12 protein-coding genes are annotated in these 13,879 nt (G+C 60.1%); 1 reads left to right on the top strand and 11 read right to left on the bottom strand.

The window, feature by feature from the left end; translation table 11 throughout:
- Positions 1-678: 678 nt before the first annotated feature.
- The 10 genes from aceA to CQ002_RS16255 all read right to left on the bottom strand — a co-directional run bounded on the left by aceA (position 679) and on the right by CQ002_RS16255 (position 11,743).
- Positions 679-2,004 carry an isocitrate lyase gene (gene aceA / locus CQ002_RS16205; protein WP_034106845.1) on the bottom strand — a complete coding sequence of 442 codons (1,326 nt, stop codon included), beginning with the start codon at positions 2,002-2,004 and terminating at the stop codon, positions 679-681.
- A 491-nt stretch (positions 2,005-2,495) separates the two neighbouring features.
- Complete coding sequence (locus tag CQ002_RS16215) at positions 2,496-3,233, bottom strand: secretin N-terminal domain-containing protein (RefSeq protein WP_034106843.1); 738 nt, start codon at positions 3,231-3,233, stop codon at positions 2,496-2,498.
- A 219-nt stretch (positions 3,234-3,452) separates the two neighbouring features.
- Positions 3,453-3,875 (bottom strand): GNAT family N-acetyltransferase, encoded by a 423-nt coding sequence (locus CQ002_RS16220; protein WP_034106841.1) that lies wholly within the window; start codon positions 3,873-3,875, stop codon positions 3,453-3,455.
- Positions 3,868-5,034: a cupin domain-containing protein gene (locus CQ002_RS16225; protein WP_034106839.1), complete on the bottom strand. Its 1,167-nt coding sequence runs from the start codon at positions 5,032-5,034 to the stop codon at positions 3,868-3,870. Before CQ002_RS16225 ends, CQ002_RS16220 begins: the two co-directional genes overlap by 8 nt.
- A gap of 84 nt (positions 5,035-5,118) precedes the next feature.
- Entirely contained in the window at positions 5,119-6,489 is a 1,371-nt protein-coding gene (gene purB, locus CQ002_RS16230; RefSeq protein ID WP_010209589.1) for an adenylosuccinate lyase, read from the bottom strand.
- 125 nt (positions 6,490-6,614) lie between these two features.
- On the bottom strand, positions 6,615-7,238 hold the full coding sequence (gene hflD / locus CQ002_RS16235) for a high frequency lysogenization protein HflD (protein WP_017137510.1): 624 nt from the start codon (positions 7,236-7,238) through the stop codon (positions 6,615-6,617).
- On the bottom strand, positions 7,235-8,359 hold the full coding sequence (mnmA, locus tag CQ002_RS16240; RefSeq protein WP_034106836.1) for a tRNA 2-thiouridine(34) synthase MnmA: 1,125 nt from the start codon (positions 8,357-8,359) through the stop codon (positions 7,235-7,237). The genes hflD and mnmA overlap by 4 nt, the downstream gene beginning before the upstream one ends.
- A gap of 59 nt (positions 8,360-8,418) precedes the next feature.
- A complete protein-coding gene (locus CQ002_RS16245; protein WP_105162495.1) occupies positions 8,419-8,865 on the bottom strand; it encodes an NUDIX hydrolase in 447 nt (148 codons plus the stop codon).
- Between the two features lie 67 nt (positions 8,866-8,932).
- Positions 8,933-9,340: a carbohydrate-binding module family 20 domain-containing protein gene (locus CQ002_RS16250; RefSeq protein ID WP_105162494.1), complete on the bottom strand. Its 408-nt coding sequence runs from the start codon at positions 9,338-9,340 to the stop codon at positions 8,933-8,935.
- A gap of 177 nt (positions 9,341-9,517) precedes the next feature.
- Positions 9,518-11,743 (bottom strand): NADP-dependent isocitrate dehydrogenase, encoded by a 2,226-nt coding sequence (locus CQ002_RS16255; RefSeq protein WP_034106832.1) that lies wholly within the window; start codon positions 11,741-11,743, stop codon positions 9,518-9,520.
- A gap of 493 nt (positions 11,744-12,236) precedes the next feature.
- On the opposite strand from CQ002_RS16255, the gene icd reads away from it, so the two are divergent.
- The gene (icd, locus tag CQ002_RS16260; RefSeq protein WP_034106987.1) at positions 12,237-13,493 is read left to right on the top strand and encodes an NADP-dependent isocitrate dehydrogenase; all 1,257 of its coding nucleotides are present in this window, start codon (positions 12,237-12,239) and stop codon (positions 13,491-13,493) included.
- An 81-nt stretch (positions 13,494-13,574) separates the two neighbouring features.
- Here the strand turns inward: icd and cspD are convergent, their stop codons facing one another.
- Positions 13,575-13,853, bottom strand: a complete 279-nt coding sequence (cspD, locus tag CQ002_RS16265; protein ID WP_105163145.1) for a cold shock domain-containing protein CspD — start codon at positions 13,851-13,853, stop codon at positions 13,575-13,577.
- Between the last annotated feature and the right edge of the window lie 26 nt (positions 13,854-13,879).

Consider the following 13,879-nt stretch of genomic DNA (forward strand, 5'->3'; position numbering starts at 1 on the left):
ATGTTTCTCGTGTGGCGGGGGAAGTTGCCGTTACTTGCTTTGATTACCGCTAGTTGCTGGAACAGATCTTTTAACCGATTTGAATCGTGCCAATACCGCTCTGGGTCAATGTTTTGCGCAAAATCTCCAGGCTTGCGGCATTTTCCTGTTGAAGCGGGCAAGCCCGCTCCCGCAGTTTGGGCTGTGTTGGGGCAGGGGGATTTGTGCTGGAGCGGGCCAATGCCGGTTTGGGGCAATGTGCTGTGCGAGGTCTCCAGGCTTGCGGCATTTTCCTGTGGGAGCGGGCTTGCCCGCGATGGCGGTGTGTCAGCCAAAGGTGTTCCAGCCGGGCCGACGCTTTCGCGGGCAAGCCCGCTCCCACAGTTTGGGCTGTGTTGGGGCAGGGGATTTGTGCTGGAGCGGGCCAATGCCGGTTTGGGGCAATGTGCTGTGCGAGGTCTCCAGGCTTGCGGCATTTTCCTGTGGGAGCGGGCTTGCCCGCGATGGCGGTGTGTCAGCCGAAGGTGTTCTGGCGGGGCCGACGCTTTTGCGGGCAAGCCCGCTCCCACAGTTTGGGTTGTGTTGGGGCAGGGGATTTATGTGGGGGCAAAAAAACGCCCCGAACCAGTCGGGGCGTGATTGTTGTGCGGCACTGCGGTTAGGTCTTCCTTGGGGCCGCAGTGGCCGTGTACGCAGTGCTTAGTGGAACTGCTCTTCTTCGGTCGAGCCGGTCAGCGCGGTCACGGACGAGGTGCCGCCCTGAATCACGGTGGTCATGTCGTCGAAGTAGCCGGTGCCCACTTCCTGCTGGTGAGCCACGAAGGTGTAGCCCTTGGCGGCGTCAGCGAATTCCTGCTCTTGCAGCTTCACGTAGGCGGTCATGTCGTTGCGGGCGTAGTCGTGCGCCAGGTTGAACATGCTGTGCCACATGTTGTGAATGCCAGCCAGGGTGATGAACTGGTGCTTGTAGCCCATGGCGGACAGTTCGCGCTGGAACTTGGCGATGGTTGCGTCGTCCAGGTTCTTCTTCCAGTTGAAGGAAGGCGAGCAGTTGTAGGACAGCAGTTGGTCCGGGTATTCCTTCTTGATCGCTTCGGCGAAACGACGCGCTTCGTCCAGGTCTGGCTTGGCGGTTTCGCACCAGATCAGGTCGGCGTAGGGCGCGTAGGCCAGGCCGCGGGCGATGGCCTGGTCGAGGCCGGCGCGCACCTTGTAGAAACCTTCCTGGGTACGTTCGCCTGTCACGAACGGTTGGTCGTACGGGTCGCAGTCCGAGGTCAGCAGGTCGGCGGCGTTGGCATCGGTACGCGCCAGGATGATGGTCGGCGTGCCGGCAACGTCAGCAGCCAAGCGAGCCGCGGTCAGCTTCTGTACGGCTTCCTGGGTGGGCACCAGTACCTTGCCGCCCATGTGGCCACATTTCTTCACGGAAGCCAGTTGGTCTTCGAAGTGCACGCCGGCGGCGCCTGCCTCGATCATGCTCTTCATCAGCTCGTAGGCGTTCAGAACGCCGCCGAAACCGGCTTCGGCGTCAGCCACGATCGGCGCGAAGTAGTCGATGTAGCCTTCGTCGCCAGGGCCTTTACCGGCTTTCCACTGGATCTGGTCGGCACGGCGGAACGCGTTGTTGATGCGCTTGACGACGGTTGGAACCGAGTCCACCGGGTACAGCGATTGGTCGGGGTACATGGATTCAGCGGAGTTGTTGTCCGCCGCCACTTGCCAGCCGGACAGGTAGATCGCCTGGATACCGGCTTTCACCTGCTGGACTGCCTGGCCGCCAGTAAGGGCGCCCATGCAGTTGACGAAATCTTTGTCGGGGCGGAAGGAAGGCTTGGCACCTTGGGTCACCAGGTTCCACAGCTTCTCGGCGCCGAGTTTTGCAAAGGTGTGCTCAGGTTGAACCGAGCCACGCAGGCGGACGACGTCAGCAGCGGAGTAAGCGCGGGTCACGCCTTTCCAGCGTGGGTTTTCAGCCCAGTCTTTTTCAAGGGCTGCAATTTGCTGTTCGCGTGTCAGTGCCATGGAAGTAAACCTCGTCGCGTCTTCTTGTGGTGGAAAAATCCATTTGCCAGCCCTGCATTCAGATGCGTGGGCAGGGCTGCTCGCTGACCAGAAGCTTAGGCGGTCATGTCGGGTATGGCGGGGAATGCGACGGGATGAACGATTGGCGAGAGGGTGGAGTAGGTACAGGCGGACCGAGAACGGTCTTCAGGCGTCGTGGGCCCTCGGATGTTCAACAGCGTGTAGCCGGGTTACCTGGTTAGCTTCCGTCCCTCGGGACAACTTCGTTCCAGTCGCAACCTCGTCAAACACGCCTTGTGGGCAGTACAGACACGAATCGGCTCAGGTGGGTAGCTTAGAGCGACGATCCGAAGGCCCTTGCCAGGGCCCCTGATTAGCGGGAGCGAGGCCATCATGCCCATGCTTTTTTGGATCGTCAAATGGTTTGTAGTGCTTTTTTTAAAGCACTACATCTTTAGTCTAATACGACTCGCCAGTCAGTTTTTGGTGCTTCAGTTCAGGGTATCGACCTTGACCCGCACCGTCAGGTCATCGCGGCCCTGAGTAGAGTAGCTGCGGGTTGTAGAGGATTTGTCGGCCTGGGTCTCGCGGTTGATGCCGGCCAGGGTGATCCATTCGCCCAGGCGCCCGCTGACGGTTGTGTCGGTGCTTTGCACGTTCACTACATCCGGACGCTCCTGGCTCATGCGGTCACGGTTGGTACTGATCGCCAGGTGCACGGTCTCGCCGGTGACGCTGGCGGTCACGTAGAAACCCTGGGTCACGTTGCGATACTGGGTCTGGTTCTGCAGTCGGCCGTAGCTGTCCTGCTGGGTGGTGGTCAAAGGCACGCTCTGGCCGACCTGGATCAGCGCGGGCACGCCTTCGCTGGCCTGGATCTGCTGGACCCCGCCATCGCGGCTGGTGGTGCCGTAGCTGATGATGCGGGTCTGGCTGTCACCGCTGTTCTGCTGGTTGTTTTCGTTGGTGTCGACAGTGATCAGCAAGCGTTTGGCGGGTGTGTCCAGCTGGGAGAGCAGGGCGCGCAGGTCCTGGATTTTGGCCGGGTCGGCATTCACGATCAACTGGTTGCCGTAGGCGCTGACGGTGCCGTCCTTGCCGAGAAAGTTCTGCGCCACGGGGAGCAGGTCGGCGCTGGTGCGGTTGCTCAGGTTGACGACTTCGGTGTCGGCCACGGCCGAGAGGCTGGCGGTCAGGAGAAGAGCGGTGAGCAGGGTGCGTAGGGACATGTCCGTTATCTCTGCGAGTCAAAGGCGTGATAGTGCCAGTTTGTCGGCCCGTCGGGTCGCAAGTTGAATCGTAGACGGCAAAAGGCCCTGGCATCGGTGGATGACAGGGCCTTTTTGGTATCGCTGATACGGCTATCGCAGGCAACCCAGCTCCCCCGGGAGCATACATTCCACGTGTAGGAGCTGGCTTGCCTGCGATTGGAGCGCCTCGGTCTTGGATCAGCCCTCGCGCACCATATCCACGTGCGGAATCCCGACCTCAAGGAACTCGTCGCTGACGATCTTGAAGCCCAGCCGCTCATAGAAGGGCGCCGCATACACCTGTGCACTCAGGAACTGCCTGGTCTGGCCGCGTTGTTCGGCCACGCCAATCACTGCTTCCATCAGCTTGTCGCCGACTTTGAGCCCGCGCCAGTCCTTGAGGACCGACACGCGCCCGATCTCGCCGCTGGGCAGCAGGCGCGCGGTACCGATTGGGAAGTCGCCTTCGAAGGCAAGGAAATGCACTGCGCCGGCGTCGTCCGCGTCCCACTCCAGTTCGGGTGGAACCGACTGTTCGGCGACAAATACCGTTTCACGAATGCGCCGAATCTCGTCGATATCCTTTCGCCAGTCCGCGACACTTACGTGAATCTTATTCATCGGCAAATCCCAGGCTTCCTTGCTTGACCAATTCGCACAGCAAGTCGCGGCCGTCTTCGTCCGCCAGCCACTCGCCCAGGTTCTCGCTGTGCAGTGCATCGGCCGAGCACACCAGCTTCAACAGCTCGCGCAGCTTGCCCGGCAGGTAGCGGCTCTGGCCGCTGGCGAACAGCAGGACGTCGTCGTCCACTTCCGACCAGGCCAGGCGCGCGCTTGGGTTGCGCACCAGGATTGCGCCGTCTTGCAGGCTGCTGATGAAATCTTCTTCGCCCAGTTCTTCACCGGCCACCAGCTCGGGGTAGCGCGGCTCGGTCATGAACTGGCCGAACCAGGTCAGCAGCATGCGCTCGTCGCTCATGTGCTCGGCCAGCAGGCTCTTGAGTCGGTCCAGCGCGTCGCCTTGGATCTGGTGCGGGTCGCTGGCCGGCTGGGCGTCGGCATCGGTGTAGCGCTCTTCGTCAGTCAGGTACTGGCTGAGGAAGTCGGTAAAGTGGGTCAGCACTTCGGCGGCGCTCGGTGCACGGAAACCTACGGAGTAGGTCATGCAGTCATCTTCGGCGATGCCGAAGTGCGCCAGGCGCGGCGGCAGGTACAGCATGTCGCCCGGTTCCAGCACCCATTCGGCGCTTTCTTCGAATTCGGCGAGGATGCGCAGGTCGGCGTGCTGCAACAGCGGGCTTTCGGAGTTGCACATCTGGCCGATTTTCCAGTTGCGCTTGCCTTGGGCCTGCAGCAGGAACACATCATAGTTATCGAAGTGCGGGCCGACGCTGCCACCCGGGGCAGCAAAGCTGATCATCACATCGTCGATGCGCCAGCTTGGCAGGAAGCGAAAGTGCTCCAGCAGCTCGGCGACTTCCGGCACGAACTGGTCGACCGCCTGCACCAGCAGGGTCCACTCGCGCTCGGGCAGCGTGCTGAACGCGTCTTCAGCGAACGGGCCGCGACGCAGCTCCCACGGACGCTCGCCGTGCTCGATCACCAGGCGCGACTCGACTTCTTCTTCCAGTGCCAGGCCGGCCAGTTCGTCGGCATCGATCGGGCTTTCGAAATCAGGGATGGCCTGGCGGATCAGCAACGGTTTTTTCTGCCAGTAGTCGCGCAGGAATTCCCGGGCTGTGATGCCGCCCAAAAGTTGAAGAGGGATATCAGGATTCATGTGTAACCTATTGAAAAAAAGCACTTTTCAGACTGGAATAAAAACGCCCGGCGCGGCCGGGCGTCTCAAAGGGTCTTGCTTGGATCAGATGCGCTTGGCTTGCTCTACAGCGTTGCCGATGTAGTTGGCCGGGGTGAGCAGTTTCAGCTCGGCCTTGGCGGCGGCTGGCATGTCCAGGCCGTCGATGAAAGTTTGCAGCGCTTCAGGGCTGATGCCCTTGCCGCGCGTCAACTCTTTGAGCTTCTCGTACGGGTTTTCGATGTTGTAGCGGCGCATCACGGTCTGGATCGGCTCAGCCAATACTTCCCAGCAAGCGTCCAGGTCAGCGGCAATCTTTTGCTCATTGAGCTCAAGCTTGCTGATGCCTTTGAGGCTGGCTTCGTACGCGATCACGCTGTGGGCAAAGCCCACGCCGAGGTTGCGCAGTACGGTGGAGTCGGTCAGGTCGCGCTGCCAGCGGGAGATCGGCAACTTGCTGGCCAGGTGCTGGAACAGCGCGTTGGCGATACCGAGGTTGCCTTCGGAGTTTTCGAAGTCGATCGGGTTGACCTTGTGCGGCATGGTCGACGAACCGATTTCACCGGCGATGGTCCGCTGCTTGAAGTAGCCCAGGGAGATGTAGCCCCAGATATCGCGATCGAAGTCGATCAGGATGGTATTGAAGCGCGCAATGGCGTCGAACAGTTCGGCGATGTAGTCGTGCGGTTCGATCTGCGTGGTGTACGGGTTGAAACCCAGGCCCAGTTCGTCTTCGATGAAGGCGCGGGCGTTGGCTTCCCAGTCGATCTCAGGGTAGGCCGACAGGTGGGCGTTGTAGTTGCCGACGGCGCCGTTGATCTTGCCCAGCAGCGGGACAGCGGCAACTTGAGCGATCTGGCGTTCCAGTCGATACACCACGTTGGCCAGTTCTTTGCCCAGGGTGGTCGGCGACGCCGGCTGGCCGTGGGTGCGCGACAGCATTGGCACGTCAGCGAAACGGATGGCCAGTTCGCGGATGGCGTTGGCGGTCTGGCGCATCAGCGGCAGCATCACGTCATCACGGCCTTCGCGCAGCATCAGGGCGTGGGACAGGTTGTTGATGTCCTCGCTGGTGCAGGCAAAGTGTATGAACTCGCTGACCTGGGCCAGTTCCGGCAGCTTGGCCGCTTGCTCCTTGAGCAGGTATTCGATGGCTTTGACGTCGTGGTTGGTGGTGCGCTCGATCTCTTTCACACGCTCGGCGTGCTCCAGGGAGAAGTTTTCCGCCAGGGTGTTGAGCACGGCGTTGGCTTCGGCGGAGAACGCCGGCACTTCGCTGATGGCAGGGTGAGCGGCCAGGCGCTGGAGCCAGCGCACTTCAACCAGAACACGAGCACGGATCAGGCCGTATTCGCTGAAAATAGGGCGCAGGGCCTGGGTTTTGCCGGCGTAGCGGCCGTCTACAGGGGAAACCGCAGTGAGCGAAGAGAGCTGCATGGGGTGTTCTCGGACAGTCGGGCAACGAAATGGGGCGCGTATCATACATGAAAAAATCCGCCGGTCCGTTGCCAACTGACCGGCGTATTACGCGTAACGGCTTGAAAAAGGCCTGCTGCTGCGACTTATTCGTTGCGCATCAACGGGTAAAGCTCTTTGAGCAATTTGCGCCGGCTGATCACCAACTGCCAACGATGACCGCCCAACTGGCGCCACAACCGTGCCGAACGAATACCGGCCAGGAGCAGGGCGCGGATTTTCGAGGCGTTGTTCGGTTGCTGCAGGTTGCGCATGTCGCCGTGAACCTGGATCCGCTGGCGCAAGGTGCTCAAGGTGTCCTGGTACAGCGCGCCACAGGCCGCGATCACGTTTTCATGGGCCGGGCCAAAGTGTTCCACCTGCGACTGGATCTGCGGCAGGCGCTTGCCGATGGTCTCCAGCAGGTCATCGCGCTTGGCCAGTTGACGCTCAAGGCCAAGCATCGACAAGGCATAGCGCAGCGGCTCGCGCTGCAGGGTGCTGGGGTCGCGTTCCAGCGCGCCGATCAGGGCGCGATAGCCTTCGCGCAGCGCCAGGTCATCGCCGCCGTAGACTTCCAGGGTGTCCTTGGGATCGCGGATCAGCAGGCTGCCGAGCATGCAGGTCAGGCCTGCCTCTGTGACTTGGCCGGTCTTGGCTATCTTGTCGACCAGCACCGCGGCGAGGAAAACCCCGCCGAGTGCCGTCAATTGCTCCTGGGTCGGGCTCATGCCGGGTTGCTCCAGGCTTCTGCGACTTCAATCACGCCGCCGCCCAGGCAAATTTCGCCGTCATAGAACACCACGGACTGGCCTGGGGTGACCGCGCGTTGCGGGTCATCGAAGGTGGCGCGGTAGCCGGTGGCGGTTTTTTCCAGGGTGCACGGCTGGTCGCTCTGGCGATAGCGCACTTTGGCGGTCAGGCGGCGTGGCGTGCTCAAGTCGATCGGGTTGACCCAATAGATCTCGGAGGCGAGCAGGGCGCCGGAGAACAGCAGCGGGTGTTCGTTGCCCTGGCCAACGATCAACACGTTGTGCTCCAGGTCCTTGACCAGCACGTACCACGGCTCTTCGCCGGCGTCTTTCAAGCCGCCAATGCCCAGGCCCTGGCGCTGGCCGATGGTGTGGTACATCAGGCCATGGTGGCGGCCGATCACTTCACCGTCAGTGGTCTTGATTTCACCCGGTTGCGCCGGCAGGTACTGCTTGAGGAAGTCGCTGAAGCGGCGCTCGCCAATAAAGCAGATTCCGGTGGAATCCTTCTTCTTGGCGGTGGCCAGGCCGTGCTTCTCGGCGATCTTGCGCACTTCGGGTTTTTCCAGCTCGCCCACCGGGAACAGGGTCTTGGCGATCTGTTCGCCGCCGACGGCGTGCAGGAAGTAACTCTGGTCCTTGTTCGGGTCCAGGCCCTTGAGCAGTTCGGTGCGGCCGTCGATATCGCGGCGACGCACGTAATGGCCAGTGGCGATCAGGTCGGCGCCGAGCATCATGGCGTAGTCGAGGAACGCCTTGAACTTGATCTCGCGGTTGCACAGGATGTCCGGGTTCGGCGTGCGGCCGGCCTTGTATTCGGCCAGGAAGTGTTCGAACACGTTGTCCCAGTACTCGGCGGCGAAGTTGGCGGTGTGCAGCTTGATGCCAATTTTGTCACACACGGCCTGGGCGTCTGCCAGGTCGTCCATGGCGGTGCAATATTCCGTTCCATCGTCTTCTTCCCAGTTCTTCATGAACAGGCCTTCCACCTCATAACCCTGCTCCATGAGCAGAACGGCGGAAACGGAAGAGTCCACGCCGCCGGACATGCCGACGATGACGCGCTTCTTTTGTGTGTCAGAAGGGGCTGGATCACGCATAGGGTTTCAACGGGTGTCTTGAAAAAGGACGCGATTCTATCAGGCTCAAGCCTTCAAGGCTAAAGAGAAGGGCGGATCAATTCGAGACTGTGGCAGTGGCCGGCCAGATAATCATCGAGACAGCGAATGATCAGCTCGCTGCGCCAGTCCTCGCGCAGGTCCATCAGTTCGTCGCGAGTGAGCCAGCGGGCGCGCACGATGCCTTCGTCGAGCTGATAGTCGGGATGGTGTTTCAGGGCCTTGGCGATGAAGCACACACGCTGGTAGGTCACGCCGTTGCTCGGGGCGGTGTACAGGTAGATGCCGACTATGCCGGTGGCCTCGACGTCCCAGCCGGTCTCCTCGAGGGTCTCGCGTACGGCGGCTTGGGTAAGGGTTTCGTGCGGGTCGAGGTGGCCGGCAGGCTGGTTGAGTACGGCGCGGCCGCCCTTGAGTTCTTCGACCATCAGGAAGCGGCCGTTGTCTTCGACGATGGTGGCGACGGTAATGTGGGGTTGCCAGGTCATATGTGGCTCTCGAATGCAGGTCGTTGTTCAGGCAATCTGCATGATACCCCCCGGGCGCCTGTGTTGCTCAGAACGAAGCGGTGGCCTGCGCTTGCGGGGAGAATTTCAATATCACCTCGCTGTTTGGGTCGGGCTGCCATTCCTTGACATCGTATGGGGGGGCTTCGTTGCGGACAATGCACTTCCATTGCACCTTCTCATCGAGTTGGACGCCCGAAAATCGCACCTGCCCAGTCCATTTCGGATAATCCGCGCGTGTGGTGGTGAGTAACACCGCGTTTTCCGTTTTCCATTCCCCGATCTCACGGTGTGAGCCGACTACATAAACGCTGTACCCAGGCGTTGTGTTGCCGTTCAGGCAGGTAAAACTTGCGCTGAGGAAATACGTCATCTGAGCGTTTTGGCCGGCGTTCGCCAAGGGCGGCAACGTCAGGAGGAAAGCGCCCAGGGCTAATAGGCAGTTGGTGCGCGACATTGTAAGTCCTCCCGTTTTGGCTCAGTCGTTACGGGAGAATGATGGTGTTCAGGGGCGGGGCAAGTCACCTGTCAGAACTGACAGTTCATTAGATTCTTTCGCAATTGTTGCGCTTGCTTGGGGCTTGAAAACACAAACCCCGGCACTTGGCCGGGGTTTGCGATATTGCCTTACAACTTACTTCAGTGCAGCAATCGCCGCATTGAGGGTGTTGCTTGGGCGCATGGCCTTGCTGGTCAGCTCCGGGTTCGGTGCGTAGTAGCCACCGATGTCCACTGGCTTGCCCTGTACGGCGTTGAGCTCGGCAACGATGGTTGCTTCGTTCGCGGTCAGTGTCTTGGCCAGTTCGCCAAACTGCGCTTGCAGTGCAGTGTCTTCGGTCTGGGCGGCCAGGGCTTGAGCCCAGTACAGCGCCAGGTAGAAGTGGCTACCGCGGTTGTCGATGTTGCCGACTTTGCGCGATGGCGACTTGTTGTTGTCGAGGAACTGGCCAGTGGCCTGGTCCAGGGTCTTGGACAGTACCAAGGCTTTCGGGTTGTTGTACGTCACGCCCAGGTGCTCAAGGGAAGCGGCCAGGGCCAGGAACTCGCCCAGGGAATCCCAGCGCAGGAAGTTTTCTTCCAGCAGCTGTTGCACGTGCTTTGGAGCCGAGCCGCCGGCGCCGGTTTCGAACAGGCCACCGCCGTTCATCAGCGGCACGATCGACAGCATCTTGGCGCTGGTGCCCAGTTCCATGATCGGGAACAGGTCGGTCAGGTAGTCGCGCAGTACGTTGCCGGTCACCGAAATGGTGTCCAGGCCCTTGCGAGTGCGCTCCAGGGTGAACTTCATCGCGTCGACAGGCGACATGATGCGGATGTCCAGGCCTTCGGTGTTGTGGTCTTTCAGGTAAGCCTGAACTTTCTCGACCACTACGCCATCGTGCGCGCGCTGAGGGTCCAGCCAGAAAATGGCTGGGGTGTTGCTGGCGCGGGCACGGTTGACGGCCAGTTTGACCCAGTCCTGGATCGGCGCGTCTTTGGTCTGGCACATGCGGAAGATGTCGCCGGCCTCGACTTTCTGTTCCATCAGCAGGTTGCCCTTGCTGTCGGTGACGCGGACAACGCCGTCAGCCTTGATCTGGAAGGTCTTGTCGTGGGAGCCGTACTCTTCGGCTTTCTTCGCCATCAGGCCAACGTTTGGCACGCTGCCCATGGTGGTTGGGTCGAAGGCGCCATTGGCCTTGCAGTCTTCGATGACCGCCTGGTAGATGGTGGCGTAGCAGCGATCCGGGATCACGGCCTTGGTGTCGTGCAACTGGCCGTCGGTGCCCCACATCTTGCCGGAGTCACGGATCATGGCGGGCATCGAGGCGTCGACGATCACGTCGCTCGGCACGTGCAGGTTGGTGATGCCTTTGTCGGAGTTGACCATCGCCAGGGAAGGGCGAGCGGCGTAGACCGCCTGGATGTCTGCTTCGATCTGCGCTTGTTGCTCGGCCGGCAGGGCCTTGATGCGAGCGTACAGGTCGCCGATACCGTTGTTCAGGTTGAAGCCGATCTGCTCCAGCACGGTGGCGTGCTTGGCCAGGGCATCTTTATAGAACTCGGCAACGATCTGGCCGAACATGATCGGGTCGGAGACCTTCATCATGGTGGCTTTCAGGTGAACCGACAGCAGCACGCCTTGCTGCTTGGCGTCTTCGATTTCAGCTGCGATGAATGCGCGCAGGGCTTTCTTGCTCAGCACGGCGGTGTCGATGATTTCGCCGGCCTGTACCGAAGTCTTTTCCTTCAGCACGGTCGCAGTGCCGTCTTGCGCGATCAGCTCGATTTTGACAGCGTCAGCGGCTTCGATTTGGACGGCTTTTTCGCTGCCGTAGAAGTCACCATTGCTCATGTGGGCAATGTGCGACTTGGAGTCGGCAGCCCAGGCGCCCATCTTGTGCGGGTGCTTGCGTGCATAGTTCTTGACCGACAGCGGTGCGCGGCGGTCGGAGTTGCCTTCGCGCAGTACCGGGTTCACGGCGCTGCCCTTGACCTTGTCGTAACGTGCACGGGTTTCTTTTTCCGCGTCGGTGGTTACGGTTTCCGGGTAGTCCGGCAGGGCGTAGCCCTGGGCCTGCAGCTCCTTGATCGCGGCTTGCAGCTGCGGAGTCGAGGCGCTGATGTTAGGCAGCTTGATGATGTTGGCTTCAGGCGTAACGGCCAGGTCGCCCAGTTCGGCGAGGTGGTCCGGGATGGCCTTGGTACCCAGTTGCTCGGGGAAGCTTGCGAGGATGCGCCCTGCGAGGGAGATGTCGCGGGTTTCCACGGCAATATCAGCGGAAGCGGTGAAGGCCTCTACGATAGGCAGCAGTGAATAGGTGGCGAGGGCTGGGGCTTCGTCGGTGAAGGTGTAGATGATCTTCGAGCGGGTGGGCATATTCGGATTAACTCTCTTCTTTGCTGAAAGCGTGCGCAGAAACTCGAGATGCGCCGGGTGGAGCGCGTTCGTTCAAAGTCATCCATGAGCGAAATGTCGAGGTTTCTTCGCGGTGATGTTGGGTTGCATCAGTCGAGCGTCAAGCGGGTGGACTATTGTATTAGTCCTGCTTTGTAGCGGAAGGCAGTGTTCTAGAGCGGTCCGCCGTCGTGACTCTTTGGTCAGCGGCGGCATTATACATAGGTCGCTATGCTTACGCCGAGCCTTCATACAAAAGGTGTGTCGTCCATTGGTCTAAAGGTCGCAGGGTGCAGGGTGCTACCAAAGTCGCACGATGTGCTCAAGATTGGCGCTTTTCCCTTTGCTTTCAGGCTTGTAGGCGACAAATTATGCTGTTTTCGATGCAAATGAGCATGGCGTGAGGTTTCAGTCGCCATTTATCTGGAGTAGGCTCGAACGCAGCCAGATGTTCAATCCATAGATGGAGTTCAGCATGGGATACAAGAAGATTCAGGTTCCGGCAGTCGGCGACAAAATCACCGTCAATGCAGACCATTCTCTCAATGTTCCTGACCAACCGATCATCCCTTACATCGAAGGTGACGGTATCGGCGTCGACATCAGCCCGGTGATGATCAAGGTGGTCGACGCAGCTGTTGAAAAGGCCTACGGCGGCAAGCGAAAAATCTCGTGGATGGAGGTTTACGCCGGTGAGAAAGCAACTCAAGTCTACGACCAGGACACCTGGCTGCCCCAGGAAACCCTGGATGCGGTCAAGGATTACGTGGTGTCCATCAAGGGCCCGCTGACCACGCCGGTCGGGGGGGGTATCCGTTCGTTGAACGTGGCGCTGCGTCAGCAACTCGACCTTTATGTATGCCTGCGCCCGGTGCGCTGGTTCGAAGGTGTGCCCAGCCCGGTGAAGAAGCCTGGCGACGTGGACATGACCATCTTCCGTGAAAACTCCGAAGATATTTACGCCGGGATCGAGTGGAAGGCGGGTTCGCCGGAGGCGATCAAGGTGATCAAATTCCTCAAGGAGGAAATGGGCGTCACCAAGATCCGTTTTGATCAGGATTGCGGGATTGGCGTGAAGCCGGTCTCGAAGGAGGGGACTCAGCGTCTGGCGCGTAAAGCCCTGCAATATGTAGTGGATAACGACCGCGACTCGCTGACCATCGTGCACAAAGGCAACATCATGAAGTTCACCGAAGGTGCCTTCAAGGAGTGGGCGTATGAAGTGGCCGCCGAAGAGTTCGGTGCCACGCTGCTCGACGGCGGCCCGTGGATGCAGTTCAAGAACCCGAAGACCGGCAAGAACGTGGTGGTCAAGGACGCCATTGCCGACGCCATGCTCCAGCAGATCCTGCTGCGCCCGGCCGAGTATGATGTGATCGCCACCCTCAACCTGAACGGCGACTACCTCTCCGATGCCCTGGCAGCGGAAGTGGGGGGCATTGGTATTGCGCCCGGTGCAAACCTGTCGGATACCGTGGCGATGTTCGAGGCGACCCACGGCACCGCGCCCAAATACGCGGGCAAGGACCAGGTCAACCCGGGTTCCTTGATTCTGTCGGCGGAAATGATGCTACGGCACATGGGCTGGACCGAGGCGGCCGACTTGATCATCAAGGGCACCAATGGTGCGATTTCGGCCAAGACCGTGACCTATGACTTCGAGCGCCTGATGGAAGGTGCGAAGCTGGTGTCGTCGTCTGGGTTTGGTGATGCGTTGATCTCGCACATGTAAAGCAGGCGGGCATAAAAAACGGCCATTCCAGATTGATGGGTTGGCCGTTTTTTTATCGCGCGCTGCGCGCTCGGCGGCGGATCAAGCCGTTTGTTTCTTTTCTGTTTCGCTCGCGTGTGCTGCGGGGCTGGCAAGAACGTCTGCCTTGGCTGTGTCGATATTCACGGCGTGTAGCCCTTTTGGGCCTTGAATGATCTCAAAGGTGACTGCTTGTCCCGCTTTCAGCGTCTTGTACCCGTCCATGATGATCGCTGAATAGTGCGCAAAAAGGTCCTCTGTTTTCCCTTCCTCATTGATAAAGCCATATCCCTTGGCATTGTTGAACCACTTGACCTTGCCATTGATCTTGACGCCAGACATACCCATATCCCTCTGCACCAGACTCC

This window comes from Pseudomonas sp. MYb13 (genome assembly GCF_002980075.1).
GTDB lineage: Bacteria > Pseudomonadota > Gammaproteobacteria > Pseudomonadales > Pseudomonadaceae > Aquipseudomonas > Aquipseudomonas lurida.

Bases quoted from the DNA above. Each gene is read 5' to 3' on its own strand.
- aceA (WP_034106845.1), bottom strand. From the start codon at position 2,004: ATGGCACTGACACGCGAACAGCAAATTGCAGCCCTTGAAAAAGACTGG.
- CQ002_RS16215 (WP_034106843.1), bottom strand. From the start codon at position 3,233: ATGTCCCTACGCACCCTGCTCACCGCTCTTCTCCTGACCGCCAGCCTC.
- CQ002_RS16220 (WP_034106841.1), bottom strand. From the start codon at position 3,875: ATGAATAAGATTCACGTAAGTGTCGCGGACTGGCGAAAGGATATCGAC.
- CQ002_RS16225 (WP_034106839.1), bottom strand. From the start codon at position 5,034: ATGAATCCTGATATCCCTCTTCAACTTTTGGGCGGCATCACAGCCCGG.
- purB (WP_010209589.1), bottom strand. From the start codon at position 6,489: ATGCAGCTCTCTTCGCTCACTGCGGTTTCCCCTGTAGACGGCCGCTAC.
- hflD (WP_017137510.1), bottom strand. From the start codon at position 7,238: ATGAGCCCGACCCAGGAGCAATTGACGGCACTCGGCGGGGTTTTCCTC.
- mnmA (WP_034106836.1), bottom strand. From the start codon at position 8,359: ATGCGTGATCCAGCCCCTTCTGACACACAAAAGAAGCGCGTCATCGTC.
- CQ002_RS16245 (WP_105162495.1), bottom strand. From the start codon at position 8,865: ATGACCTGGCAACCCCACATTACCGTCGCCACCATCGTCGAAGACAAC.
- CQ002_RS16250 (WP_105162494.1), bottom strand. From the start codon at position 9,340: ATGTCGCGCACCAACTGCCTATTAGCCCTGGGCGCTTTCCTCCTGACG.
- CQ002_RS16255 (WP_034106832.1), bottom strand. From the start codon at position 11,743: ATGCCCACCCGCTCGAAGATCATCTACACCTTCACCGACGAAGCCCCA.
- icd (WP_034106987.1), top strand. From the start codon at position 12,237: ATGGGATACAAGAAGATTCAGGTTCCGGCAGTCGGCGACAAAATCACC.
- cspD (WP_105163145.1), bottom strand. From the start codon at position 13,853: ATGTCTGGCGTCAAGATCAATGGCAAGGTCAAGTGGTTCAACAATGCC.